At 65.7% G+C, this 25328-nt stretch carries 24 protein-coding genes and 3 pseudogenes; 10 read left to right on the forward strand and 17 right to left on the reverse strand.

What is annotated here, in order from left to right; all coding sequences use genetic code 11:
• Nucleotides 1–53: 53 nt before the first annotated feature.
• On the reverse strand, nt 54–1388 hold the full coding sequence (locus ACZZ98_RS05065; RefSeq protein WP_463515222.1) for an ABC transporter substrate-binding protein: 1335 nt from the start codon (nt 1386–1388) through the stop codon (nt 54–56).
• Nucleotides 1389–1561: 173 nt separating this feature from the next.
• Between ACZZ98_RS05065 and ACZZ98_RS05070 the strand changes: the two genes are divergently transcribed.
• The 5 genes from ACZZ98_RS05070 to ACZZ98_RS05090 all read left to right on the forward strand — a co-directional run bounded on the left by ACZZ98_RS05070 (nt 1562) and on the right by ACZZ98_RS05090 (nt 6868).
• Entirely contained in the window at nt 1562–2569 is a 1008-nt protein-coding gene (locus ACZZ98_RS05070) for a nuclear transport factor 2 family protein (RefSeq protein ID WP_463515223.1), read from the forward strand.
• Nucleotide 2570: 1 nt separating this feature from the next.
• Complete coding sequence (locus ACZZ98_RS05075; RefSeq protein WP_463515224.1) at nt 2571–3884, forward strand: lyase family protein; 1314 nt, start codon at nt 2571–2573, stop codon at nt 3882–3884.
• Nucleotides 3885–3925: 41 nt separating this feature from the next.
• Complete coding sequence (otnK, locus tag ACZZ98_RS05080) at nt 3926–5218, forward strand: 3-oxo-tetronate kinase (protein WP_463515225.1); 1293 nt, start codon at nt 3926–3928, stop codon at nt 5216–5218.
• Entirely contained in the window at nt 5208–5822 is a 615-nt protein-coding gene (locus ACZZ98_RS05085) for a class II aldolase/adducin family protein (protein ID WP_463515226.1), read from the forward strand. The genes otnK and ACZZ98_RS05085 overlap by 11 nt, the downstream gene beginning before the upstream one ends.
• Before the next feature lie 83 nt (nt 5823–5905).
• Nucleotides 5906–6868 (forward strand): cupin domain-containing protein, encoded by a 963-nt coding sequence (locus ACZZ98_RS05090; protein ID WP_463515227.1) that lies wholly within the window; start codon nt 5906–5908, stop codon nt 6866–6868.
• 318 nt (nt 6869–7186) lie between these two features.
• Here ACZZ98_RS05090 and ACZZ98_RS05095 read toward each other — a convergent pair whose 3' ends face one another.
• From ACZZ98_RS05095 to ACZZ98_RS05120, 6 genes and pseudogenes are all read right to left on the reverse strand, one after another.
• Complete coding sequence (locus ACZZ98_RS05095; RefSeq protein WP_463515228.1) at nt 7187–7540, reverse strand: alpha/beta fold hydrolase; 354 nt, start codon at nt 7538–7540, stop codon at nt 7187–7189.
• 63 nt (nt 7541–7603) lie between these two features.
• Nucleotides 7604–8367 (reverse strand): annotated as a pseudogene (gene istB, locus ACZZ98_RS05100) (IS21-like element helper ATPase IstB).
• Between the two features lie 147 nt (nt 8368–8514).
• Nucleotides 8515–10198 (reverse strand): annotated as a pseudogene (gene istA, locus ACZZ98_RS05105) (IS21 family transposase).
• Nucleotides 10199–10317: 119 nt separating this feature from the next.
• A complete protein-coding gene (locus ACZZ98_RS05110; RefSeq protein ID WP_463515229.1) occupies nt 10318–10650 on the reverse strand; it encodes an IS30 family transposase in 333 nt (110 codons plus the stop codon).
• The gene (locus ACZZ98_RS05115; RefSeq protein ID WP_463515230.1) at nt 10614–11420 is read right to left on the reverse strand and encodes an IS30 family transposase; all 807 of its coding nucleotides are present in this window, start codon (nt 11418–11420) and stop codon (nt 10614–10616) included. The genes ACZZ98_RS05110 and ACZZ98_RS05115 overlap by 37 nt, the downstream gene beginning before the upstream one ends.
• A gap of 35 nt (nt 11421–11455) precedes the next feature.
• Nucleotides 11456–11545 (reverse strand): annotated as a pseudogene (locus ACZZ98_RS05120) (hypothetical protein); the annotation flags it as partial.
• A 456-nt stretch (nt 11546–12001) separates the two neighbouring features.
• Here ACZZ98_RS05120 and ACZZ98_RS05125 point away from each other — a divergent pair.
• Entirely contained in the window at nt 12002–12340 is a 339-nt protein-coding gene (locus tag ACZZ98_RS05125; RefSeq protein WP_463515231.1) for a recombinase family protein, read from the forward strand.
• Nucleotides 12341–12359: 19 nt separating this feature from the next.
• A complete protein-coding gene (locus tag ACZZ98_RS05130) occupies nt 12360–13658 on the forward strand; it encodes a recombinase family protein (protein ID WP_463515232.1) in 1299 nt (432 codons plus the stop codon).
• 150 nt (nt 13659–13808) lie between these two features.
• Here the strand turns inward: ACZZ98_RS05130 and ACZZ98_RS05135 are convergent, their stop codons facing one another.
• From ACZZ98_RS05135 to ACZZ98_RS05150, 4 genes are all read right to left on the reverse strand, one after another.
• Nucleotides 13809–14984, reverse strand: coding sequence for an IS110 family RNA-guided transposase (locus ACZZ98_RS05135; protein WP_463515233.1), 1176 nt, complete (start codon nt 14982–14984; stop codon nt 13809–13811).
• Between the two features lie 270 nt (nt 14985–15254).
• Nucleotides 15255–15959: a hypothetical protein gene (locus tag ACZZ98_RS05140; protein WP_463515234.1), complete on the reverse strand. Its 705-nt coding sequence runs from the start codon at nt 15957–15959 to the stop codon at nt 15255–15257.
• Nucleotides 15952–16137: a hypothetical protein gene (locus tag ACZZ98_RS05145; RefSeq protein WP_463515235.1), complete on the reverse strand. Its 186-nt coding sequence runs from the start codon at nt 16135–16137 to the stop codon at nt 15952–15954. The genes ACZZ98_RS05140 and ACZZ98_RS05145 overlap by 8 nt, the downstream gene beginning before the upstream one ends.
• Nucleotides 16138–16211: 74 nt before the next feature.
• A complete protein-coding gene (locus ACZZ98_RS05150; RefSeq protein WP_463515236.1) occupies nt 16212–16769 on the reverse strand; it encodes a hypothetical protein in 558 nt (185 codons plus the stop codon).
• A gap of 122 nt (nt 16770–16891) precedes the next feature.
• On the opposite strand from ACZZ98_RS05150, the gene ACZZ98_RS05155 reads away from it, so the two are divergent.
• Both ACZZ98_RS05155 and ACZZ98_RS05160 read left to right on the forward strand, forming a co-directional pair.
• A complete protein-coding gene (locus tag ACZZ98_RS05155; protein WP_463515237.1) occupies nt 16892–17140 on the forward strand; it encodes a hypothetical protein in 249 nt (82 codons plus the stop codon).
• A 77-nt stretch (nt 17141–17217) separates the two neighbouring features.
• Entirely contained in the window at nt 17218–17832 is a 615-nt protein-coding gene (locus ACZZ98_RS05160) for a hypothetical protein (protein ID WP_463515238.1), read from the forward strand.
• Between the two features lie 974 nt (nt 17833–18806).
• Here ACZZ98_RS05160 and ACZZ98_RS05165 read toward each other — a convergent pair.
• The 4 genes from ACZZ98_RS05165 to ACZZ98_RS05180 all read right to left on the reverse strand — a co-directional run bounded on the left by ACZZ98_RS05165 (nt 18807) and on the right by ACZZ98_RS05180 (nt 21105).
• Nucleotides 18807–18941, reverse strand: coding sequence for a hypothetical protein (locus tag ACZZ98_RS05165; RefSeq protein ID WP_463515239.1), 135 nt, complete (start codon nt 18939–18941; stop codon nt 18807–18809).
• Between the two features lie 113 nt (nt 18942–19054).
• A complete protein-coding gene (locus tag ACZZ98_RS05170; protein ID WP_463515240.1) occupies nt 19055–19540 on the reverse strand; it encodes a DUF2269 domain-containing protein in 486 nt (161 codons plus the stop codon).
• Nucleotides 19541–19563: 23 nt separating this feature from the next.
• Complete coding sequence (locus tag ACZZ98_RS05175; RefSeq protein WP_463515241.1) at nt 19564–19728, reverse strand: hypothetical protein; 165 nt, start codon at nt 19726–19728, stop codon at nt 19564–19566.
• Nucleotides 19729–20391: 663 nt separating this feature from the next.
• Nucleotides 20392–21105, reverse strand: a complete 714-nt coding sequence (locus ACZZ98_RS05180) for a hypothetical protein (RefSeq protein WP_463515242.1) — start codon at nt 21103–21105, stop codon at nt 20392–20394.
• Nucleotides 21106–21148: 43 nt separating this feature from the next.
• Between ACZZ98_RS05180 and ACZZ98_RS05185 the strand changes: the two genes are divergently transcribed.
• Nucleotides 21149–21838 (forward strand): M23 family metallopeptidase, encoded by a 690-nt coding sequence (locus ACZZ98_RS05185; RefSeq protein ID WP_463515243.1) that lies wholly within the window; start codon nt 21149–21151, stop codon nt 21836–21838.
• 1330 nt (nt 21839–23168) lie between these two features.
• Here ACZZ98_RS05185 and ACZZ98_RS05190 read toward each other — a convergent pair.
• Together ACZZ98_RS05190 and ACZZ98_RS05195 are read right to left on the reverse strand one after the other, a co-directional pair.
• Nucleotides 23169–24197: a TVP38/TMEM64 family protein gene (locus ACZZ98_RS05190; protein WP_463517725.1), complete on the reverse strand. Its 1029-nt coding sequence runs from the start codon at nt 24195–24197 to the stop codon at nt 23169–23171.
• Nucleotides 24160–25305 (reverse strand): glycosyltransferase family 4 protein, encoded by a 1146-nt coding sequence (locus ACZZ98_RS05195; RefSeq protein WP_463515244.1) that lies wholly within the window; start codon nt 25303–25305, stop codon nt 24160–24162. Before ACZZ98_RS05195 ends, ACZZ98_RS05190 begins: the two co-directional genes overlap by 38 nt.
• Nucleotides 25306–25328: the final 23 nt, after the last annotated feature.

The raw sequence follows: 25328 nt of genomic DNA on the forward strand, positions 1-25328 counted from the left end.
GCGCCGGCACGACACGGCACGGCCGGTCGGGGCGGCGCCACCACTAGTGGGTCCTACTTGGCGTAACCGGCGTTCGCGATGGCCTTTATTGCTGTCGCCTGCGCCTCGTCGAGGGCGGCTTGCGGGGCCTTCTTCCCGGAGATGGCGTCTCCGATGGGCGCACCCAGCACGCTGTAGACGTCAGCCATGTACGGCACCTGGTTGAGCGGCTTCGGGTCGGTGCCCAAGACCTCCTTGGCGCTGGCGGCGAAGGGGATGGCGCTCTCGTCGATCACTCCCAACCGGGCGGGCAGGGCGATGGGGAGCACCGCCTTGGCTGCCTCCTCGCTCGTCGCCACAGCCGCCATTTCGAACAGCAGCGCCTGGTCGACGGTCGAGTTCTTGGCGACCGCGAACCCATCGACAGACAGGAAGGACATCGGCTTTCCCCCGGCCTTGACCGAGGGCGGCGTCGCGAAGGCGAACTTGTCGGCATTCGGGCTCTTCGCCTTGTCGACGAGGGGTGACAGACGGCCCGTCACCAGCAGCCCCATGGCCGCCTGTCCTGTCTGCAGCTGGGTCGTGACCTCCGGCGAGGAGAAGCTGAGCACCTGCGGCGACATGAACGGCAACAAGCTCTTCAACTCAGTGACTGCCTCGAGCCCCTCAGCGCTGTTGACGGCAGGCACGGGCTTGCCCTCTTCAAAGTAGTCACCACCCAGCGAGCGGATCGCGTGGCCGAACAGGCCCTGGATGTCGTTGGCCGGGGCCATGGGGATGGCGAGCGGGTACTTGACCTCACCCGAGTCCTGGATCGTCTTCGCGACCGCCCGCATCTCCTCGAAGTTCGTGGGCGGCTTGAGGCCGAGCTTGTCGAAGATGTCCTTGCGGTAGACGAGGTGGTTGACGCTCCAATACGTCGGCAGGCCGTACTGCTTGCCGTCGTACTCGTGAGCGGCCAACAGTTTCGGGTCGATCCCGTCGACTTTGAACTTGGCGCCGTTCTCGGCCAGGAAGTCATCGAGGGGCACGGTCCAGCCCCGGTCGGCGTACAGCGGGTAGACAGTCCCGAACTGCTCGATGAGGTCGTAGCTCGCGGTGCCGGCGGCGAGCGATTGCACTGCACGCTGCTTCTGGCCCGCGAGGTCGGTGGCAGGGTGCTTGATGGTGAGCGTGTCAGAGGCGCAGTTGGACGTGAGCACGTTTGTGAACGGATCCGTTGCGGCGCTGTTGTAGGCCAGGACGTTGACGGTGGTCGCAGACGTCGGTTGCGTGATGTCGCACGCGACCTTCACGTCGGACGAACCGACCTCCGAGCCCGCGCCGCAGGCCGCGACTGAGATGAGAGCGGCAACACCACTGGCGACGGTGATCAACTTCCGCGATCTGGATGACGTGCGGGTCTGCATGGATGGTACGAGCATCGTGACTCCTGAGGTGATCCGGTCGACTTCGCCTTCGGCAGAGGGGGTTTGCCATCCGGTGTCGAATTGCTGTATACGTATACAACACGATGCGGAAGCTCCGAAGTCAAGAGTCCTTTGCCGCAGAGTGCCAACCGAAGATTGAGAGGATCGCCCCCATGCAGCTCAAGCCCAGCGTCTACGCACCGTTCGATTCCCCGGAGGACTACATCCTCAACTGGACAGACCTCATCTGGGAGCAATACGGCCTCGGTCGCCTCGGTGAGCACTACGCCCGCGACATGACGGTGCACGGTGCCTACGGCCCCATCCGGAGCATGGAGACGGTGCTTCGAGGGTCGTTGGTGAAGAAGAGCGCCTTCCCGAATCGCATCGGCACCGCCGAGGACGTCATCTGCGAGGCGCGTGGAGAGGACGCCTTCATCAGCCACCACCGCGTGTTCCACTCCGGGCCTCAGCAGGGGGTGTGGGCGTACGGTCCACCGACGGGTCGCGAGTCCGAGTCGAGAAACATGGCGATCTGCCTGGTCCGTGACGGGCTCGTCGAGGAGGAGTGGGTCGTGCGCGACGAGTGGCGCGTCGTGACGACGCTGGGCCTCGACCCCGAGTCCATCGCCCGCACAGTCGCCTTCACGGACGAGCCCGAAGGACTGTTCGGCACCGTGGCGCCTGCGAACGTGGTGACCCACGGGGAGTCAGGCCCGCGACCCGACTCACATCGCGCCGAGGCCGAGATGATCCACGAGTTCATCGACACCGTGTGGCAGCAGCGTCACATGGAAAAGGCCGGCGACTTCACCCACCGCGACCTCTTCCTCGAGACCACCCGAGCGCGAATCCGCACTCGGCTGCGCAACTACCAGAGCGACCTCTCGCAGATGCTCGCCCCGTTCCCCGACGCCACGGTCGAGGTCAGAGACATCGCAGTCAACACGGCCGAGGAGCAGGGAACCCGCATCGGGGTCCTGTGGCGCCTGAACGGCACGTACGACGGCGCACCCCTGTACGGACCGGTCACGAACAGTCCCATCGAGATTCTCGGCTCCTCGCAATTCCTGCTGCGCAAGGGAAAGATCATCCACGAGTGGCGCGTCTTCGACGAGATCGCGGTGCTCGCCCAGGTGGCCAAGGCTCGCGGTGACGAGCCTACTGCCGGTGCTCGCTGACATGCAGAGACCAGTGACCCCGGCTGATGGGGCTCCCGCGAAGCGCGAACCCGTCGTCACCCTCTACGGTCCGCAGACCGCACTTGCGCTCACCAACTTTCCGGCTCGCGGTCGGTCCCTCGCCGACGTGCCATCGATGGTCAACGCATACGTCCGCGTGAAGGCCGCAGCGGCCGCCACCAACGCCGAGCTCGGCCTCATCGACGCCGGCATCGCCAACGCGATCGTGGAGGCAGCGGCATCGGTGGCCGCGGGAGAGCACCACGACCAGTTCCCGACTGCACTGCTCCAGGGCGGCGGCGGCACCTCGACCAACATGAACGTCAACGAAGTGTTGGCGACGCTCGCCCAACGACTGATGGATGCGCGCGGCCTTGCGGGAGAGGTCCACCCCAACGACCACGTGAACCGGTCCCAGTCGACGAACGACACGTTTCCGACGGCGATGAGCCTCGCCGTCACCGAGCTCGCCGTCGCTACCACGGAGTCGTTGAGGGTGCTGGAGGACTGCCTGCTGCGTCAGGCGGAGCGCAACGACCGGATCGTCCGGCTCGGCCGCACGTGCCTTCAGGATGCGGTCCCGCTGACCGTCGGTGAAACCCATCGTGCGCAGGCTCGTGCCGTCAAGCGGGGGCGCTCGGACCTTGGGAAGGCGATCGCCGACCTTTCCGCCGTCCCGCTGGGAGCCACGGCCGTGGGCACCTCGATCGGGGCCCCAGCGGGCTATCCCGCGAAGGCCGTGGCACACCTCAACCGCCTGGCGGGAACGAACTGCTCCGTCTCGACCGACTTCTTCGACGCGCTCGCCCACCTCGACCCGTATGCCGCACTCGCACAGGCGATCTCGCGATCGGCCGTCACGATCGAGAAGATTGCACGGGACCTGCGCCTGCTGTCCTCTGGACCCACCGGGGGGCTCGGCGAGGTCCGCTTGCCGGTGAGGCAGGCGGGGTCCTCCATCATGCCGGGTAAGGTGAACCCGGTCATTCCCGAGCTGGCGATCCAGCTCAGCCAGCGCATCAGGGGCTGTGCCGTCACGGTCGAACTAGCCGTCGCGTCAGGCGAGTTGGAGCTGAACGTCATGGAGCCCGTGATCCTGGACAGCCTAGTGACGATGCTGGGCGACCTCGACGACGCTGCGCGCTACCTGGCGGACAAGTGCATCCAAGGGATGACGTGGGACGGGGAGCGCCTTCGTCGCAACCTCCGCGGCTCCCTCGAGCACTCCGTCGAGCTGGCCGGGGAGCGCGGCTACTCCGTCGCAGCCGACCTCGCGGCCCAGTCACAGATGACGCGAACCCGGACACCTTCGTGACAGCCACCGGGGACCCTGTCCCGCGCTCTGTTAGCGCGCCGGTGACACAGCCAGTCCTCGGCTGTGTCGCCGACGACATCACCGGCGCGACCGACTTGGCCAGTGCTCTGATGGGAGCGGGCGTTCGCACCACCTTGGTCCTGGGCGTCCCCGGTGTTGGAACGTCCGTGCCGATCGGGGGCGGTGCCGTGGTGGTAGCCCTGAAGTCGCGAAACCTGCCCCCGGATGAGGCCGTCGCTCAGACGCTCGCGGCGGTGGGGTGGTTGAAGGGCCTCGGAGCAGGTCGGCTCTTCATCAAGTACTGCAGCACGTTCGACTCGACAAGCACCGGCAACATCGGACCGGTCACCGACGCGGTCATGACTTACCTGCGGACCTCGGTTGTCGTCCACGCGCCTACGTATCCGGCCCAAGGGCGCACCGTCTATCAGGGCCACCTCTTCGTCGGGACCACCCTGCTCTCGGAGTCGGGCATGCAGCACCACCCGCTCACACCCATGACCGACCCGAACCTGCTCCGCGTGCTGTCGGCCCAGACCGACGCCCAGGTCGTACTTCTCCCGTGGTCCGTGGTGTCCGCCGGCGCCGAGCGCGTCCGTGGGCGACTGCTGAACATGGTGCGCGGGAGTCGTGTCCACGTCATCGCGGACGCGCTCACGGACGGCGACCTCCGCACCGTGGCGACGGGCGCCGAGTCACTCGACCTCTTAGCCGGCGGCGCAGCCTTCGGCGCTGCGTGGGGTGGCATCCTCGCGCGCGACCCAAGACCGACCCCTGCACCCCGCGCGACCAGCGGGGCAGGTCGCGGTGTCGTACTGGTGGGGAGCGCCTCCGCGACGACGCGCAGACAAGTAGCGGCCTTCAAGTCCCACCACCCTGTGCGACAACTGTCCGTCGACGAACTCCAGGACCCCAACACTCTCGCCGACGCCGTCGCCTCCTGGGTGCTGAAGCAACCCGCGGGCGAACCGGTGCTGGTATCCGCAGACACCTCGCCCGACGGTGTCAGCCAGGCACGCGAACGCTACGGATCACAGGACGCCGCAGACCGGATCGAGCAAAGCCTGGCGCTCATCGCGGTGGCGCTGGTTGAGGCTGGAGTACGCCGCCTCGTCGTGGCAGGTGGCGAGACGTCCGGTGCGGTCGCCTTGGCCCTGCGCCTAGACGTGCTCGAGGTCGGACCGGACATCTGCGCCGGCGTTCCTTGGACCTTCTCGACCGAGCCGAACGTCAACATCGCTTTCAAATCGGGCAACTTCGGCGGGGACGACCTCTTCCTCCACGCCCTGAATCCCCTTTTGCTGCCGACTACGGGAGCCCCCGATGAGCGATGAGCGACGGGCACGTGACGACATCGTCGCTTTGGGGCAGGCGTTGTACGACCGAGGTGTCACTCCAGGACGGACCGGTAACCTCAGCATCCGGCTCGGGGACCACGTGCTCGTCACACCCACAGGGGTTTCGCTGGGACGCCTGGACCGCGACGCGCTGTCGCTCATCGAGCTCGACGGCACGCTGGTGTCCGGTGCACCCCCCACCAAAGAGGCAGCGCTCCACCTGGCTCTGTACGCCGGGTTCCCGGACGTAGGCGCCGTCGCCCACGGTCACACCACACACGCGGTGGCTTGGTCGTGCCTGCGCGACCTGCACCCCCTCGACTGCCTACCCGCGCTGACCGCCTATTACGCCATGCGGGTGGGCGATCTGCCGCTCATCGACTACGCACCACCTGGAGATCCACGCCTGGCCGAGAGACTCTTCCGGCTCCGTGCCCGCTGCGCTCTTTTGGCCAACCACGGGTCAATCTCCTCCGGGACGACACTTGAGGCCGCTGTCGACGCGCTCGAGGAGATCGAGGAAACCGCGCGTATCGCGTTGTTGCTGCGGGGAACGCCGACGCGAAGCCTCACCAATGAGGAGAGGACTTCCTTGCGCTGAGCGTTTGGGAACTACTCGCCGTCTTGCGCCACAAGTCCCCTTGTCCATATGATGCATACGTATACACGATAGAAGAAGGAGCCATGAAAAACATCATCGTCACCGCCGAAGAAACCGAGCAGCGTACGATCCGCCGGGCCGAACTGGTGCCAGACCGCGCGGCGTTTATCGACACTGTCCTGCCGGAGTGCGCCGGCAAGGAGAACTACGCCCTTATCGGACCTGGTGTCGCCGAGAACCCGGATCAGCAGGTCCCGGTCACCGCACCCCACGGCTTCAACCTGGGGGTGGCCGCCCTTCCCCACGGCATCACGAACTCGCTGCACCTGCACTTCACGGCCGAGGTCTTCAGCTGCATGAGTGGGAAATGGCTCTTCCGCTGGGGCGTAGAAGGAACCGATGGTGAAGCCGTCATCGAGCCTGGCGACGTCATCTCCATCCCGACCTGGGCCTTTCGCGGCTTTACCAACATCGGTGCGGACGACGGCTGGATGTTCTCCTCCTTGGGCCAAGACGAGACCGGGGGGATCCTATGGGCGCCATCCGTGCTCGAAGCGGCAGGGAAGCTGGGCAAGTTCCTCACTGCGGACAACCGCATGGTGGACGGCGCGCCAGGCGTTCCGCCCGCCGGCGTCGAGCTGACCAAGCCGTTGACCCCGGAGCAGCTCGCTTCGCTGCCGCGCATCACCCCGAACGAGATGCGTTCACGTTTGGCCACTCCGGGCGACCTCGAGTGGTCCAACCGTGCCCTGCTCGACTTTGACCTGGCCGGAGGCGGCGCCGAGTTGGCACTGGTTATCGGATACGGGATCACGGAGAACCGCAACCAGCACCCACACGTAACCAACCCGCACGGCTTCAGCATCGCGTGGCTGCGGGCCGCGCCTGGTCAAGGAGTGAGCCGACACCGCCACGACGCCAGTCAGGTCCTTATGGTGATGGACGGCCAGTGGCGCATCACGCTCAATGAGGACAACCCCGTCTCCTCCGAGATCGGCCCTTTGGACACTTTTTCAGTCCCTGTCGGAAGCTTGGCGACGCATTGAGTGCATCGGTGACCGGCCCGGCCGGATGGTCGTGATGACGGGAGGCGACGGGCGGGTGCCTGTCGAGTGGCCCGCTGAAACACTCGCGGCCGCTCGCGAGAAGGGCACGAGCCGCGACACCAACGGCTACCTCGCGCCAAGCAGCATTGTCGGGTAGCGCATGCTGGGTTCCTCCAAATCCTCCACCCATGCGTTCGAGCGGACCGTCGCCAATGTAGGCGCGTGCTGCTTCCAGGTCCTGAAACGGAGCGGGCCAGGAGTGAAAGAAGGGCCCCCAGCTTCGGTTTATAAGGGCGTCGCCACGGCCTGCGCCTCCCTCTAAGAGAACGAGGTCCGGTCGGGTGGGGACGACGAGCATTGCCGTGTATACCCCACCATCGACTGTCCTAGCAAGGTGACGGCGCTGCCGCAGGCGGACTCGATAGCGCGTGCGCAGTCATGGACGAAGGCGGCTCGCGACGTGTTGCTTGGCCGGCGGGTGCTGTGTCCGTGTCCCCGCTGATCCATGAGAACGACTCGCCGGCCTGTGAGTGCTTGGGCTGTTGGGAGGAACTCCGTTGCGCTGCCGGCGAGGCCGTAAAGGACGAGGACCGCTGGCCCCGGCCCGTCGGAGTCGAGGTAGCTGATTGTTGTCAAGTCATCCGAAGGTAATGACCGGCGCGTGAACTTCACGGCCTCACTGTAGGAGGTGTGTCTACTGCCTTTCGTCGATCCGACGACAGGGTTCCTTACGGCTCATACGGCGGCTTTGGCACCCATTCGAGAGTGGGCGAGGCGGTAGGAGTGGTGCCGCTTTCGATGATGGTGACGTTGTCGGTGAGACGGTCCACGATCGCAGCGCACAATCGAGGGTCGGTGAAGGTGTCGGTCCAGCCGGAGAAGGACTGGTTCGAGGCGATCGCGATCGAGTTCTTCTCTTCACGTTCGGTGAGGACTTGGAAGAGGAGTTCGGCTCCGCGGCGGTCGAGTTCCATGTAGCCGAGCTCGTCGATCATGAGCAGGTCGACGCGACCGTAGCGGGCGATGGTCTTGGCGAGCTGTTTGTCGTCGGCGGCCTCGACCAGCTCGTTCACGAGCTTGGTGGCCAGGGTGTACCGGACCCGATACCCCTGTTCCGCGGCCGCCGTCCCGAGGGCGATGAGCAGGTGGGACTTGCCGGTGCCGGAGTCCCCGATCAGGCACAGCGGGTCACCTCGGCGGATCCAGTCACCCTTGGCGAGGTCATGCACGGTCGTGGGGTTGATCGCGTCGTTGGCGTCGAAGTCGAAGTCACCGATCCACTTGTCCCTCGGAAACCCAGCAGCCTTGACCCGGCGCACCGAGGAGCGGCGGTCCCGATCGTCGACCTCGGCCAGGAGCAGCTCAGCCAAGAATCCTTGGTAGGTCAGCTGCTCCTTCTTCGCCACCGCCAGGGCCTCGTCAACCAAGGCCTGGATCGTCGGCAGCCGGAGCCGCCGGCAGGCTTGGTCGATCGCGGCGACCGCTGCTTCCTCGGTCATGCCGCGCCGACGACGCAACGTCGGACTGACCAAGCCGCCGGCAGGCTTGGTCGATCGCGGCGACCGCTGCTTCCTCGGTCATGCCGCGCCGACGACGCAACGTCGGACTGACCGGGGTGACCGGGGTGACCATTGGTGTCGGACTCATCAGCTGGTACTCACTTTCACATCGGCAGAAGGTGTCGTTGTTGGGGTACGTCGTCGTGGGAGCAATTCGTCGTAAGCGGCCACGGACGGGATGGGTCGCGTGTCCGGTGGCAGGCCCGCGATCACCGCGGCCGGGTCGGTCAGCCGACGTTGGGTGAGACTGACAACGCGTTGCTCGCGGGCATCACCTCGAGCAACGTGATGACGGTCAGGACCGGCCCCACCCACAGCCGTGGCGGCGGGTGCGTGGCGGCGGGCTTCGACCGCGACGACGTCCGCGGACACGGCACCGACAGACAGGGCGGCGGTGATCCCGGCGGTCACTTGCTCATGAGTGAGGGATCGGTGGAGCAGGAGTACGTCGACGAGTTCGCGGGTGCCGTCGGTGTCGCCGTTGACCTTGCGTGAGGCCGCCCAGAACGCCTCGTGCGCGGCAGTGAACACGCCTGCAGCGCGAGCCTGCGCCAGTGCGGTCGACCCGGGTAGCGCGCCGGGTTTGAACCGCAGCACCTCCAGGTAGTGATCCAGGACGACCCGGCTCGTGCCACGGGCCACGGACCGTGGATGCACCGCCACGACGCTGCGGCCCTCGAAGACGATCACCTCCGTTGCGCGCAGGCTGACGCGGACGCGGCGACCGATGAGGTGCGCGGGGACGGAGTACTTAACCATCCGAACGGTGATCATCGAGGACCGATCAACGCGCGGGTTCAGCACCAGCCCAGGTTCGAACACCTCAGTCGGCAACGCCCGTAACAGGGGCCGTTCGGCTGTGAAGTCGTGCCCGATCGTGTGGACGTGACCACTGATACGCCGGTCCTCGTCGGCGGCCTCCCACAGCCTGATCTGCTCGTTCAGCTCGTCGAGGGAGTCCACCTCGGGCATCGGGACCAGGTGGTTGCGTCGGAACCAGCCGACCGCGCCCTCAACCCCACCTTTCTCGTGGGCGCCTCCGATGCCGGACTGGCAGTAGAACGCGTCGAAGCCGTAGTGCGACCGAAACAGGACCCACCGGTCGTTTTCGTTGCGGGCGCGGCCTGGTCCGTGGATGACGGCCGTGACCGCTGAGGTGAGGTTGTCGTACTTGATGCCGGGTCGGGATCCCGCCGATCGCGTCGAACGCTTCAATGTGCCCTTGGAGGAACGCTTCCTGCGCCTGAGTCGGGTACACCCGGTGGATCGCCTTCCCGGAATGGGAGAGCCACAGCACGAACATGTAGCACTTGGTCCTCACCCCGCCCAGGACGACCCAGACCTCGCCGAAGTCGACCTCGGCCTCCTCACCCGGCCCGTGGTGTTGGGCGATGAACGCCTCCTGACGGCGTCCGCCCTCGAGGTCGAGCTGTGCCCGCCGCACCCGCACGTAGTCCCGCACCGTCGAATAGGACAACCCGGTCGCTGCGTTTTCCTCGATCAGGCGGACCAGGATCCGGGTCGCGGTATGTCGCTGCTTCCTCGGCGCGTCCAGATCGGAGCGCAGCATCCCGTCGATGGTCCCTTTGAAGGGGTCGAGCCGCGGCGCCGAGCGTGCTGGTGCCTTCCGCGCCTTCGGCTCAGCCGCCGCCAGCGCCTGCCTCACGGTGCGCCGGTGCACCCCATGACGGCGGGCCAATTCGCGGATCGAGATCTCCTCAACCCGCGCGTCCCGACGTATCGCAGCGAACAACTCCACACGTGATCCCAACCCAACCCCGATCCCTCGAGTGCTCTGATGAGAGCAAGGCTGAGGTGGGGCCAGATCAAACCGTCACAACCACCCCGGCGCGTCGCCAGTGGGGCCAGTTCAGACCGGGCGGGTTCCACTCAGCGTCGCAACACAGTGGTTGGTTCGAGCAGCCTAACCATGCGGTTGGTCGGGCTGTCCCAGTTGAGGATTCGTCGCGGTCGTTCGTTGAGGAACTCCTGCACGAGAGCGATCTGATTTGCGTCGTACAGGGCGAGATCGGTGCCTTTGGGGAAGTAGCCGCGCAGCAGGCCGTTGGTGTTCTCGTTGGTGGGTCGCTGCCAGGGCGAGTGGTCTTCGCAGAAGGAGATCCGTGTCGTGTCGAGGGCCCGGGTGATCTCGGTGTGGCGGGCCATCTCCTTGCCTTGGTCCCAGGTCAGGGTGCGTCGCAGCTCGGGTGGTAACCCGCCCATGGCCGCGATGACGCTGTCGCGGACCGCGATTGAGTCGTGTCGACCGCCCGGCAGGTGTCCAGGATCGTGAACCGGCTGACGCGTTCGACCAGGGTCACGATCGCGGAGCCGTTGGCTGAGCCCATGATCAGGTCTCCTTCCCAATGGCCCGGTTCGACCCGGTCTGTGACGGTGGCGGGGCGCTGGTCGATCAACGTCATCCCGGTGACTGGCCCGGAGCGGCGATGCTGAGCATCACGTCGACGCAGCCGTTGGCGGCGCCGGTAGCGAAGCACGCGCCCGGGCAGGTCTCGTGAAAGACCGCCCAGGTCAGGGCGATACAGCGCTTGGTAGATCGTTTCGGCGCACAGCCACCGCGACCGGTTATCGGGGAACTGTCGCGGGAGCGCCCGAGAGATCTGTTCGGGGCTCCAACCCTTCAGCAGCCGCTCTTGGACCCATCCGCGCAGCTCGTCATCCTGCGCGAGCCGGCTCACCCGGGTCACCCGACGTCGGCCGAGGGCGCGCCTGTGCGCCTCGAACGGGCGGTACCGACCCGCGGCGTCGTGGCCGCGGCGCAGTTCGCGGCTGATCGTCGACGGTGCTCGGCCCATCAGCTCGGCGATCTGCCTGATCGTGTGTCCCTCACGGCGCAGATCCGCCAGGCGGATTCGCTCTTCCTCCTGCAGATATAGCGCTGGGAGTACGTCCGGGCCGGCGTCACGTTGATCACCGGCGGATAGTGCAGCACACGCCCGCTCGGATAGCGGATCTTGCGACCGTTGCGCCATCGTTTCGCGGTCTTGCGGTTCACCCCGACCCGACGGGCGGCCTCCGACAACGAGACACCCTCGTTCAGCAGCCGCTCGACTGCTTCCCGCTTGGCATGATCCGGCGCTGGACCTCGACGTCCCATCGCAACTCCTGATGGTCAGATGTTGCGACGTTCAGCAGAATGCGCCCCGTCACGGTGGGGCCAAATCAACCTGTCATAGCCACTCGGGATTCAACTCGCAACCTGCAGGAGCAGTTCGCCTTGCTGCCGCCAGAGTTAGTTGAGTCTCAGGCGGGTTCCCCGTGAAGGTGCCGCCAACGGACTCCAGCGACGCAGACGCGTCGGGGACCGCAGAGTAGGCAGTACGCACACGCTCACGAGCGCTCCCTGTTGGTTGCCTACTTGTCCGTTGTGAGGGTTATCCCGTGCTGCTGCGTGTTGACCGCCGGCAGTTCCTTGCTGGCCTTTGGGGGGTATGAGCAAATGGCAGAAGCGTCTTTCACCAACGTGCGGAGTGCGGATTCGGGTGGTGTTTCGGGATCAGGTGGATCCCAAAGTCCTCACCCGTCTGATCGAAGCCCTCGTGCCTTCCGAGCAGTGGATTCTGTCACCGAAGGTGAGCCGCAAGGCCTCGTGAGCGACCAGGTCAGGGTCGTGACCTACGCGAGGGTCTCGACGGCCGAGCAGGTCGAGAAGGGCACATCGTTGCCGGATCAGCGGCGCCGGCTGGCTGCAGCTGTGACGGCCCGAGCAGCGGTGCTGGTGGAGCACTTTGATGATGCTGGTGTCTCGGGGGTGCTGGACTCCCGACCGGGCCTTGACCGGCTCCTAGCCAGAGTCGGGGCCGGGGGTGTGGATGCGGTCATGGCAACCAAGATCGATCGGATCTCCCGGTCGGCGGTGGGCCTGCTCAATCTTGTAGAGAAGCTTCCGTGAACACGGGTGTCATGTCGTCTTGATCGACGAGGGCCTGGACACCTCCACTCCCGCCGGTGATCTGACGTCTGGTGTGTTGGGTGTCATTGGGGGGTGGGAGCGGCGCCGCATCTCGGAACGCACCCAGCAGGGCCGCCGCGCTGCCGCCCAGAACGAAGGACGATTCGTCTCTTCCACGCCACCGTTCGGGTACCGGGTCGTGTCATCGCCATCCCAGCGAGGCAAACGCTTGGTGACCGACGACGCGCAAGCGCAGACCATCCGGACCATCTTCCAACGACTGATCGTGGACGGCGCGAACGCGGCCACCGTTGCGGCCGAGCTGAATTCGGTGAATATGGCCCCAGCCCGTGCGTCTTCCTGGTCCGCGGCTTCTCTGCGTCGTTGGGCCCTTCGGGAGCCGCCTCTTCGAGCGGCCTCCGGCATCTGGGTCTTTGATGGCATCTCCGTCTCCATCCCCGCGATCCTCACCCCGGCGGAGTCGGCGCAATGGTCAGAGTGGCAACAAGGCCGTACCGGGCCGCAACAGCAGTCCCGGGGCCCTTACCTGCTGTCCGGTGTTCTGCGGATGCCGTGCGGGCGCGGGGCCATGGGGCGAACAGCAGGCACCCAACGCCCGACCTACTCATGCCGGGACCACTACCTCCCGGCCGCAGACCCAACCCGGCACGCGTCCTGCCTCAACGTCCCAGTCGACGTTGTCGATGATGCCGTCCTGCAACACGTCAGACAGGTACTCGCGGCTCCGGAGGTGCTCGAACAAGCAGCCAAGCGCTACCTGTGGGGTCCAGCCCAACCCGAAGGTGAAGCGGACGCGCTCGAAGCCCAGCTGCTGGAACTTGACCAGCAAATCACCACCGAAGCGGCCGCTCTACGAGCCGAAGGCCTGGGCGGTCGCGCCCTCGGCGCAGCCCTGGTTCCACTGCAACGTCAACAGCAGGACATCGTCCGAGAACTCCGCTCCCTCCACCGTCAAGTCGCCACCACGGCACACCTTCGCAATGACGCCCAGCTCGCCCAGCTCGTTGCCACCGCCCGACAGGCACTCAGCGAAAACACTGCCGACACGTGGCGCCCCCTGCTGAGCGTCCTCCACGCAATCGTGACCATCGACAGCTACAGCACCTGCACCCAATGTCACGGCACCGGATTCCTGGCCCTGGGCTCAGGCGATGGTCGGCGGTGGCCCCTTCGTTGCCCCTCCTGTCTCAAGGGTCAGATGCCCGTCCTCACCATCGAGCTCGACAACATCATGGCGTTCGTCATCGCCGACCGGATCGGCAAGCTGCCAGCCGCACTTGAAGCACCGACGTCCTGACATGCTGTGGATCGATCACTAGCTGCGCAGCTGAAACGACGGTCGCCACCAGTGAGTCCGCCTGTGACCGATTCAAGATCCTGTAGCTCGTCATCATCACGACTAACCGCGGGACGCCGGCGGAACATCCGCTCATGGCTCCCCTCTGTGTCAAGAGGCGGCCGGGAGCGGCGTTCTAGGATTGGTGGTGGCGGGTCCGGGAAGTGGCTTGTCCGAAGAGTTGGTGTGGGGCTGTGAGCCGGCCGCGCTGGAGTCAGAGTCGTTGCCCCGTTGCCCTCCCTGGCCCGTCCCCATGTGTCTGGCGGCGTCGTTGACCATGGTTCGGTACACGATGTCGGACAGTCGGCGTTTGAGCAGCCGCATGGACTCGTTGGAGGTCTTCCCGCGGGCTTTGCTGCGGTCGAAGTAGGCGCGGCCTTCGGTGGGGTTGCGTAGTTGGACGGTGGCCATGATGTGCAGCACCCGGTTGATCTGCCGGTTGCCGCCTCGGGACAGCCGGTGACGGACGTTGTCGCCTGAGGAGGCGTCGATGGGTGCGGTGCCGGTCCAGGAGCCGAAGTGGTTCTTGTCCGGGAAGCGGGTGATGTCACCGACCTCGACGAGCAGCCGAGCGGCGCCGGAGGGACCGATCCCGTTCAGGTCCATGAGGGTGGTGCCGGCAGCAGCGACCAGGGCGGTCAGTTCCTTGTTCGCGGCCTTCTTGCGCTGATAGATCCGCTCGAGGTCGGCGATCAGTTCGGCCGTGACCCGACGCCGAGTCTTCCCGGCGGCATCACGGGGACGAACGGTCGCGAGCAGCTTCTTGGCCTGGGCGGCGGACAGGTCCTTCATCGCGCCTCCGGGGATCAGCTCGAGCAGCAGGTGGTGGACCTGCGACATCTTGCGTGTGTGCTCCTCTCCCAGCGATCGACGCCGGTCGACCAGGATCCGCAGCACCGCCAGGTCCTCGTCGTCGACCACAGGGCGCAGGCCACTCATCCGCGTGCCGACCAGCGCCACCGAGTGCGCGTCCGTGGCGTCGGTCTTGCGGCCCTGCCCGGTGGCGAACACGCGCGCCCGAGCGGACAGCTTCGGGGGGACGTCGACCACCTGCTCGCCTTCGGCCAGCAGCCTGTTGGCGACATGCCGTCCGATGCCCTGACATCCCTCGATCGCCCACACGCGGTCGGGCCACGCCTGCACGTACCGGCGCATGGCGGCATGACCGTCGCGGTCGGTGGCGAATCGGCCTGTCCCGACGACTGATTCGTCTTTCGTCATGACTTCGATCGTGACGGAGCGTTTGTGTGGGTCCATCCCGATGACTACTGGCGATGCCGTGTCCATGGTGTCCTCCGAACTCGAACCTGATGGGGTGGTCGAGCTGGGAGGGCAACGCTACTTCGAGCTTGGGCAAACCCCTCTTGAGCCTCTCCCGCTCTGGCGACGTCCGGGGATGCGCAGGCCAAATGAGAGCTACACCGAGGTGAGCAGCCGAAATGAGAGCGACAACCCCGAACGCCTAGACCGAGCCTCGTCAGATACCGGCCATGCCGTCAATGAAACAAGTAGCCGATGAGCGGTCGGTCGACTGCGGCTCTCAAATCAGGAAAGCGACTACCAAGCGCCTAGGGCCTTGAGACCGGGCGAAGGATGCCCTTCGTCTGGGGGCGTGACCTTGTAGCCCATGCTGGTGAGTTGCGAAGAAGCCTCTTCGGGTAGCGATCGAACGGCCGCCCGAGTCTGGATGCGTCGCCATTCAGCCCGCTCCCGGTCAACCGCAGCTCGCCAGGAAGGTAGAGCATCGAAGTGGCAGTCCACGACCAGAAACTGCGCGACATCCTCAACGTTGGGCCGAAAGCGCGCCCCACCCGTCGGAAGATGAAGCGCAGACATGTTGTGGGGACGACCATGACCTGTCTGTGAAAGCAAGTGCGCCAGTGCTCCACGCTCGCCATGTACCTGAATATGCGAATGCGGGACCCAATCAGCGTCGTATAGGTACTCGAAGCGAAAGATCGGCGTCGAATCGACGGTGGCGACGATCCAGATCTTCGACTTATCGATCGCGAGGAACTCGGAGGTCGCGTCAAGCCGGCAAAGGAAGTCCAGCCGTAGCCATGCAAGATGCTGCCCGTTGGCGACCAGCGGGACACCGCCTTGCTTGTCCGTCTGACCATCCGGACTGAGACTGGCGCGCGTTCCCTTCGTTGTCAGGACCATCGACGGGGCATCGGAGAAGCAGGCCCCCAGCAGGTCCGAGACCTTATCCCCGAAGTCCGTCGCTTGGTCCAGCAGGGATTCCGACGGCTGACTAGTCACGCTCGAGGAGGTAATCAATGTCCTCAATCTCCGACCAAGCCGACCATTCGCGCCCTGTCAGGCCACCGACTCGAACCTTCCCCTGGAGTTCGTCGTCCGTCAGGCCCAGCTCGTCGAGGATCTCGGCGCGGCGGACTGCCAGATCACCTTCAGTGACGTGTCGGATCTTTGTAGACATATCGCGAGCGTAGACCTGTGCGCTGACAGGCACCGCCCAGACACAGGATGTGTCCGGTCATGCCGCATATGGGACTACGAATTCACGGGCGTAACTGACGCGAGGCTGAAATCATCCGGCGCCAGCCCTTCGAGGGTCTCCGCGATGGCCGTCAGGAGGGCCTGTGGGGTCTCATCCTCGTCCACGTCAAAAACCGTTCGAAGAACCACCGGCCCGGACCAGGCCAACTCGTCCCCCATGTACGCCCACGTTGCCACCAGTTGTGTGCCAGTTCTGCGTAGGACCTTCCGGTGGAGCCGTTCGACGCGGTTCTCGAAACGCTCCTGCTGCTTGTAGAGCTGGCGAAAGGTCTTCTTTCGAGGATGGTCGCCGTACGTCGCGAACGCTTCGAGGAGGGACTGGAGTGCGTCCGTCAATCGCTCGCGCTGTTTCTCGAGCTTGCTGCTGAGCTCTGGGTGAGGCCGGGGCGGAACGTGGCTGTCTGGAGCTAGTACTGGGGTCCGAGTGATAGCCGGCGCGTCTGCGGCGCTTCCGCGGGCGCCCGGAAAGATCCGCTCCGTGGACAGGATCGCGAACCTGCTCTCGTCGAGAAGCTTGGCACAGGCGGTCGTCGACGGCCGGGGCCACATCATCGCGGGCTTCCTCGTTGAGTACGTCCATGGCCAAGCGAACCGTGACAACCGGCCCGTCATAAGACTCTGTGAAGCCGGTCCAGTCGGAAATGAGGCCGATGCCGTAGCGCTGCTCGAGGTGGGTGAAGATCTTCCATGGCGTCCTCGGCCGCCGATGCCGCGGCTGCCACGTCACCATCCGTGTCAAGGGCCACCAACAGCGCATCAATCGCCCCCATCATCGCGTCCTGCGCAACCTTGAAATCATCATTCACGTGGATATCATCCATCGTCTTTCAGTTGATCTCCGCCATACGGATGAACTTCCGCATCTGCCGCAAGCGGGAAGCGCACCTGCCTCCCGTTTAGCCGCTCACCGGCAATTGTCGTGACGGCGAAGCCGAAGCACGACATGCTGTTGCACGTCCTCGACTGCACGTGTACGGCCTAGCACAGGAGGTTGCATCCGATGGGCTTCTTCCCCGACCCACCCCAGCCAGACCAAGAAGAGCCCGAGGAGGGCTATCAGCCTGTGTGGGCCAATGCCCCCGAAGACGTCCTGCCTGGGGTGGTGCCCATGGAATTGCTCATCGCCCGGTCGGCGAGCACGGTCGTCATGCTCACCAGCATCCGCGCCTTCCCCGAGGGGTTGGCCATGACCCTGGCCATCCGATTGCGTGATCCCCTGGAGCGACGGGACCTGCACTCTGAGGTCTTTGACGGTCCCTACCTCCACAGCATGGGCGAGCAGTGGCAGTCCGAGCGATTGAAGTGGGGCTTTGAGTTCTCTGACGGTCGCCGGGCGACCAACGTCGATCCACCCGCTTGGGACAGCCAGGATGAACACCCATGGAAGGACAAGACGTGGCGCCCAGATCGTCCCGTGCTTAACGGCCAAGGAGGCGGAGGCGGCCAACGCGCGATCGACCGTAACTACTGGTTGTGGCCCCTGCCGCCGCCTCGTCGGGTGCGGGTGGTGTTGCGGTGGCCTCAGCAGGGCATCGAGACCACCACTCACGACTTGGACGCGCAGGCGTTCCTTGACGCGGCCGCACGCTCCCAGCCGATATGGGGCCGGGAATAGACACAAAGCCGGCCGGGCGGGGAGCTGGGAGTGGGGCTAGCGTCGTCCGCCGCGAGCGGACTGATCGCCTTGACCTCATGAGGAGGAAAGGCTCTCACCGGGTCGGTGAACGCACTCATCTGCCGCGAATCGATCACCAGCGCCGAGGCGGAAGTGTGACTCTCTCAGGCCCGTGACGATCGATGACGTACTGCTCGTCAGCTCCGGTCACTCACTACGAGCCACCCCTGGACGTTCGCGTTCAGCGTGACACCGACGGAACGGTCGTCGCAGCGATGGCCAAGGACGACTTTGATTACTGGACCGAGGACAACAGCGACCCGGAGTTCGGGCTCATGCTCGGCGGCGCCGGGCTCGGCGCTTCGGTAGCCCTTCTCCTCCTGAACAGCATCCGTCTCACGCGACATTCCACACGCCGTCAAGCGCGGATCGGAGCCACCGGCAAGCGCGGCCGCGAGTCCGCCCCCCCCAGCCCCCCCGTGCTGACTGTCCGCCCTGACCGGCGGCTCACGCTGCTGGCTGTTGCCAAGTTCGGGCCTCGGCGGAATGGTCGGGTTCGTGGTGGGCGTCGGGATGGTTTTGGACGGAGAGACGAAATGGTTCCCCCGCTTCCCGCGCCGCTGACCATCGGCGCAGGTGGCGCGGCCACTCTGGGCTTCGTCTTGGCACTGACGTGGTTGGCATTCCCGGGTCGCATGACCCTATGAAGTCAGCGACGGGTCGCTGGTGGCCCGTTGCGGTGTGCCCCGAAGGCTTGGCGGTGATGTTGCCGGAGGTGTCGTGACTCAACGTAATCGTGCCGCCTGAGCGTCGGTCTGTGACGTCTGCCGACCCGTAGCGGGGCCTCAGGTGCTCGTTGTCGCGAAGGTTCGAGCCAGGCCCGCCGGGGACGACATCCGACTCAGTTACTTTCGTCGCTCGGCCAAGGGTGTCGTACTCCGTGCTCGCCTTCAGACCTGAAGCATCGGTGTACGTCACGGCCCGGCCGAGGTGTCGATGACGGTGCTCATGGTCTTGCCGCCGCCGGTGGTGGAGGCAAGGGCGCCGGTGGCCGGGTCGTAGACGAACGTTTGAGTGACCGGGTTCGCGCCCAGCCCCGTGGTGTCCACCGCTGCCGGTTTGGAAGACGACAACTCCGCACCGAGCAACCACGGGACACGTTTGAGCCAGTCGCATCAGCGTCACGTACCGACAAGGTGATCCGTGGCGCCTCCAACGTGCGCTACGTAACCGCCGCTTCTCGTCGCTCCTGGGTTCGGCGCCACCCGTACCGCGTCATACCTCGCGGCTTGTAGATGTTTAGAACCAGAGGCACGAGAAGCGTGATCAGACCGCCGACTGCGTGGAACAAGTCGCCGTTGAGGCGGTTTATGTTCGCGTTGGGGTCAGCTGCAAGCGCCGCCATGGCTTCCACCGCGGGGATGTGCTGCACGAGGACGACAAAGGCGAAGGCAGTGATGACGAGGCTGATCGTCACCCAGTAGTGGCGGAACAAGCCCCAAGGAGTGCCGAGCGACTGAATGACTCCTGTGGCAAGGGCGGCCGCGGCCAGTGGTAGAAGCGCCAGGCGAAGGACGACGTCCATCATCAGGTACGCCGATCGGACGATCTGCTCGTCCTCGCCGACCACCGCTGGAACGTTCAGCGCGATGTATGCGGCGATGCCGCCGAGCCAGCCGACCGATGTGCTGATGTGGATCGTGAGCATCAGCCGGCGCAGTCTCGGTGGCACTACCCGCCGTGCCTGCTGGGCCCGTGTTCACCGCCCATGAGAAGCACGGCCAGCACCAACAGCACCAGCACGGCGGCGACGCCGAACGACAGAAGCTTCACCCAGCGAGGCAGTCCCGGAGGACCGTCGGGCGCCCGATGGTCGTGGGGCAGGGAGCTGGCCATGTGGTCTCCTGACATTGGGTCTTGAGTATGCCGTTGTATGCGGCTTGCGGTGCGTCATGCCATGCAACGACCACGATGCTCTCAGAGTGCCCTGGCGCCAAGCGATTACGACGCCGCCTTTCTACAGCACGGCGTGCGAACTCATGCGACCCCGGCGTCGCGAGCCGACTCGTCTCCTTGAGCAAAATCCCTGGTCAGCCTTCCACTCCGTGTGATCGTCGCGGTAAGAACGGTTCGTCCGGCCTTCCAGCGCAACGCCCGCAAATGCCGCGACCCAGGCGGTTGTTCCGAAGAGCGCAGGTTCAGCGATCTGTGATCATTGACGCCTCAAGATCATCGATGCATGCCTCAGGTCCTCAACTAAGACAAGGTCGTAGTGCCTAGCGTGTGCGTCGCCTTCTCGACCCCAGTCCATCCCAGCATCCCCGGAGGGCCACATCTCCACGAACGCCTCGGCCCTTGACCGAAATCGCAGTCTTGATACGTCAGCGCGGAGTCGTGCCGAGCGAGCCGCGTTCCAATGTGGAAGCTGCCGCTACAGCTTGGGTAACGGGCGCTCCTAACATGGCGCTGCTCGCGGGAGTCACCGACATCCTCTGGGCCTACCTGAAGGGTCTCCAGCACCTCATCGGCGCGGGAGCTTCCAATTTGAGGTGACAGGTGTTACGAATGGTGACCATGTGGCGAACCCGTGCGTCCGGACGGGCCACCGTGCGGCGAACCGCCGGCCTTTCCTTGGCCCTGCTGTGCTCCCTGACGCTGGTCAGTCCCTCGACCGCGCTCCAGGCCGAGCCCGACCCAGGTCGACAGAAGCAGCATGTCGACGCCCAAGCCGAGCAACTGCGTGAGGCCTTGCACGACACCAATGCTGACCTCGCCGAGGCCTACATCGCTTTGCGCTCCACCCAGGCTCAGATGCCCGGTGCCCAGGCCGCGCTGACCCGGGCGCAGGCTGCCGCCGGTCGCGCTGAGACCGCCAACGCGCTGGCCGCCCAAGAGGTCCAGGTCGCCCAGGCCAACGAGACCAAGGCGCAGGAGGACCTCGACGCGAGGAGCTCCGAGATCGTCGAGAGCCGGGGCCAGATCGCCCAGTTCGCCGCCCAGATCTACCAGGAACAGGGCTTCGGCGAGTTCGACATGGCCATGACGTCGACGTCGCCGCAGCAGTTCGCCGACCGCATCGCGCTCATCGGCACGGTCATGGACCTCCAGAGCCAATCGATGGTCGCGCTGGCGACCGCCAAGGCGAGCCAGACCGCACAGGAGGACCACCTCTCCGCGTTGCGCGTTGATTCCGAGAAGGCCAAGCGCAAGGCCGAGTCCAAGCTCAGCCGCCGCCACGAAGGCCCGCGAAAGGGCCATCGCCGCCGAAGCCACGCTCGACGCCCTCGCCGCCCAGCAGGCCGCCCAGGCCAGCACGGTGAAGGCGCGGTCGGTCGCCGAGGCTGCCAGCCTCAACCAGATGGAGGCCGAGTCCGTCCGCCTCAGCGGGGTCATCAAGGCGCGCGCGGCCGCCGCCCTCAAGCGAGCTCGCATCGCGGCCGCGGCCAACCGCCGGGCAAAGGCCGCCGCGGCATCCCGTGCTGCCGCCCGTCGCGCTGCCGCTGCCGATGCCGCGCGACGGGCGGCAGCCGCCGCGGCCGACCGGCCAAGCACCGGCTCGGGAACGGGCTCGTCCACCCGCCCACCGGCACCCCCGGCCCCGCCCAATAGCGCCGGCCCGCTCAGCGCCCCGACGACCGAGGGCTGGATCAGTTCCGAGTTCGGTATGCGTTTGCACCCGATCGACCGCGTCTGGCGGCTGCACAGCGGTCGCGACTACGCCGCTCCGTGCGGGACGCCCCTCAAGGCGGCCGCCTCCGGTGTCGTCATCGAGGCCGGCTACAACAGCGGCTACGGCAACCGGGTCGTCATAGACCACGGGGTCATCGGCGGCGTCCATCTCGTCACGACGTACAACCACATGGAGAGCATCCGCACCCGGGGCGGGAGCGTGCAACGCGGGCAGGTCGTGGGCTACGAAGGCTCCACGGGCAAGTCCAACGGTTGCCACCTCCACTTCGAGGTCTACGAGGACGGCGAGTTCGTCGACCCTCGCAACTACCTCTGACGGGAACATCGGCCCACACGGTGAAGCAGTAGCCTGACGCCCTGAACCTCGAGAGGTGACCGTCGTGCCACCGACTATTGAACGTCGGCTTTGTCGCAGAGGCCACCAAGGTCGTCAATGTGCCGCTTCCAAGCGCTCGGTTTGTAGAGCCCGATCTCGATGCCACCCACGCGAACAGCGATCCTGACGGCCAATCCAGAGAGTGGCGGTCCGGCTTGTGCGCCGCCACATGCCTTGGGACTGCTGAAGTTCTGGTTGCCACTTCGGGTGTGGTGTTTCAGGCCGCATTAGCGGCATGATTGATGGACTCAAACTTGATCGGGTGAGCTTGCCGAAGGCGCGCTTTCCCCCGCTGGCGGTGGTAGGTGCGTTCGTTCCAAGTGACGAGGGCCCAGCCGGAGGTGGTCGCGGCTGCCCCAGCGTCGGCGTTGAGGACGGCCTTCCAGAGCATGGCGAAGAAGGACTATGTGGCGGCGTCGTTGCCCGGTGCGTGGGGTCGGGAGCAGAACTGGCTGCCCCTGATCGTGTGGGCCACGCCGCCACGCACCCGATGACCTGGGCCGAGCCGCGGCGAGCGATCGCCATCTCGGGGGCGTCAACGGTGAGCTGCGAGGTCATCCGCGATTCGCGGGAGTACCGACGACGCGACGGGACCACGCGTCCTTGACCGCACACAGGTGCGCTTTCCCTGGAGCGGTGGGGTGCTCGGTGATGTCGGTCAGTCGCAACCTGTTCGGGCCCCGGTGCGGTGAATTCCCGTTCGACGAAGTTGTCGCGCACCGGCGGCCCAGGCTGCCTGACCCGGCCCCGTCTCCGCGAGTGCGCCCACACGATCCCAGCCTGCGAGCACCGGCGCCACACCAGCCCTTAGGGACATGGCCTGACCGGCACGGTATGCCCGTCGGCGATGAACCGGTACCCGAACCCATATCGTCACGGTGGACCTTGAGCGCGGTAGGGCGTACACGTCGACCAAATCCTGCTGGCTGACCATATGCGCCCTCCACGCGTAAGAGGCCAGGCGGGAGAACCTCAGCAGCCCGTGGGTCACCGCGACGGGAACCCCGTCGGCGACAAGGTCCAGACCCAGCGGGAACGTCACTTTGGGGACTGACCCAGCCTCAGGTTCGCTTCGGACAGGCTCACCACTGCCCGCGCATGATCTCATTCTCCGGCTCAAGAAAGCCGGATCTTCGCTGGCTTCCCGCAACATGGTCATCAGGTCGTCGACGGTTCGGGTCGACACGATCGATGTTTGCTCGGCACATTGTGCGCTGGCGAACTTTCGGGGCCATTCTCGCAGGCGGACAAGGGATGCTCCAGCGATGTCCTAATCTTCGTGAGAGCTCGTCCCGGCCGAAAGGCTGAGCATCCGACGGACAGGGTTCATAGGACGCCTCATGACGTGCCGTGTAAGTGCCACCCCGATCAAGAGCACAGCCGCTGCGGTGGCCGCGAAGTGAAGCGCTCGCCCGTCGGCTTCAGCCCCCGCGCCTACGGCCGCCCACGCGATCGAGCCGGGAACCAGCGCAAGCAAGGACACGACATAGTCGCGGGCGCGGACCAAGCTGAGCCCCGCTCCATAGTTGGTGAGAACGAAAGGTGCGATCGGCGTGAGTCGGGCCGTGATGAGGGTGACCAGACCTCGGTCATGAAGCGCCCTCTGCACCCGGTCAATGCGTCGACCGCTCAGTTGAGCCACGGAGGCGCGTCCGAAGCGTCGAGCCAAGGCGAAGCTGACCAAGGCGGCAAGCACTGAGCCAATGACCGACAGGGCAGCGCCGAGTGACAGCCCGAAGATACCCCCCGCAATCACCGCAAGACCGCTGCGGGGTACCGGCACGAGGCATACGACCACGTGTAACACAACGAAGACGACGCCGCCCCACGCCCCTGCATCGCTCGCAGCCGAGCGCACGAGTCCTGGTTCGTCACCCATAATGGCGGAGGAAGCAATGAAGCCCGCAACTCCCAAGCCAGCGAGCATGCCCAGGAGGCGCAGCTGGGGCCATGGCGAATCTGTCACCTCGAAAGGATACTTGGCGGAAATCGCCGCCCTGCGAGCGGCCTTCTCGAGTTCGGACCTCCATTCCGCCAAACGTTCAACCCGCGTGGTTCTCAACGGCCCGGGGTGGCGCACAGTGAAGGGAACCTTCGCATGGGGGGTACCCAGCACGAGTTGCGGACTGGCGGCGGGGCTGCAGATTCTTGTCTGCGCTGTAGAGGAATCCATCCCAACTAATTGTTCGTTGGGAGGCCGCGAGTTCAGTGGAGGAGGTTCTCCATGCGCGTTGGGCGGTCTGCATGGGAGTGTTGGACCCTCACGAAGGCCGCCTCTGCTGCTGCGCGGCGCGGGCATACTCAAGCTCGACGGCCCGCACGACCTGAGTCCAGCCCTGTTCCGGTTGAACCCTCTCGTTGTGGGAGCGCAGTCCCCGCAACAGGTCCCCGTCGTAAGCGAGCTCGATCAGACCGACAACCAGGCCATCGTCATCTTCTCGCATCAAGCCTGTGACGCCGTCGGTGATGAAGTCCTCGGTGCCGCTCCCCCGCAGAGACAGCACCGGTAGTCCGACCGTGCGCCCTTCCAGTGCCGCGATCCCGAACGACTCGTAGCGCGAGGACGCGAGATACACATCTGCCGCACAGTAGTGCCGGAGCAGTTGCCCCCGATCGATGCGCCCCGGCAGCGACACCCACTCGGACCAACCTCGACGGCGCACGACCCAGCGGACGAGACCGAGCAGCGGTCCGCTGCCACAGATCTCGAGAGTGATCGGCACAGTGCTTCGCAGCCTCGCCGCGTGCACGATGTCGATGACGGCCAGCGGTCGCTTACGTGGGGTGAAGCGCATCGCCAGGACCACCCGCAACGGCTCGGCCGCGTTTGTCGTGTGCGATCCCCGCCCCGGCTCGTGAGCGCGCCACTGCTCGGCGTCGATCCCGTTGTGGATCACCCCGACCTGCGCCCAAGGGGCCAGCCGGCGGACCTGTTCGGCGGCCCTCTCGGAGACGCCGTGCAGCGCCGCACCCGCGTCCGCCCACCGCTGAGCGTGACCGAGTCTACGTACGAGCGGCACCCACCGACCGAGGACGCAATGCCAGGTCACGGTGACCGGGATCCCAAGATCGAGTGCGATGTCCCCGGCATCCACGGCGAACGGACTGACCACTCCCATGTGCACATGCGCTACGTCGAACGCGCCCTCGGCTAGTTTGGCTCTCAGCAAGGCACGCGCCCGCGGATTCACCGGCAGCCCAAGAGGTACTGAGGCGCCCATCCGATGGACGGTGACCCCGTCGAGAACCTCGACGGCGCCACCACGCGCCCCATCAGCACCGTTGGTCGCAGTGAGCACTTCTACATCGTGGGTGCCAGCCATGAGATGCAGGGTCAGGTCGCGCACCTGCGACTCGATCCCGCCGACGCGCGGCGGATAGCAGTCCGAGATCATGGCCACCTTCACCCATACAGGCTCGCATGAGGGAG

This window comes from Knoellia sp. AC549 (assembly GCF_979258975.1).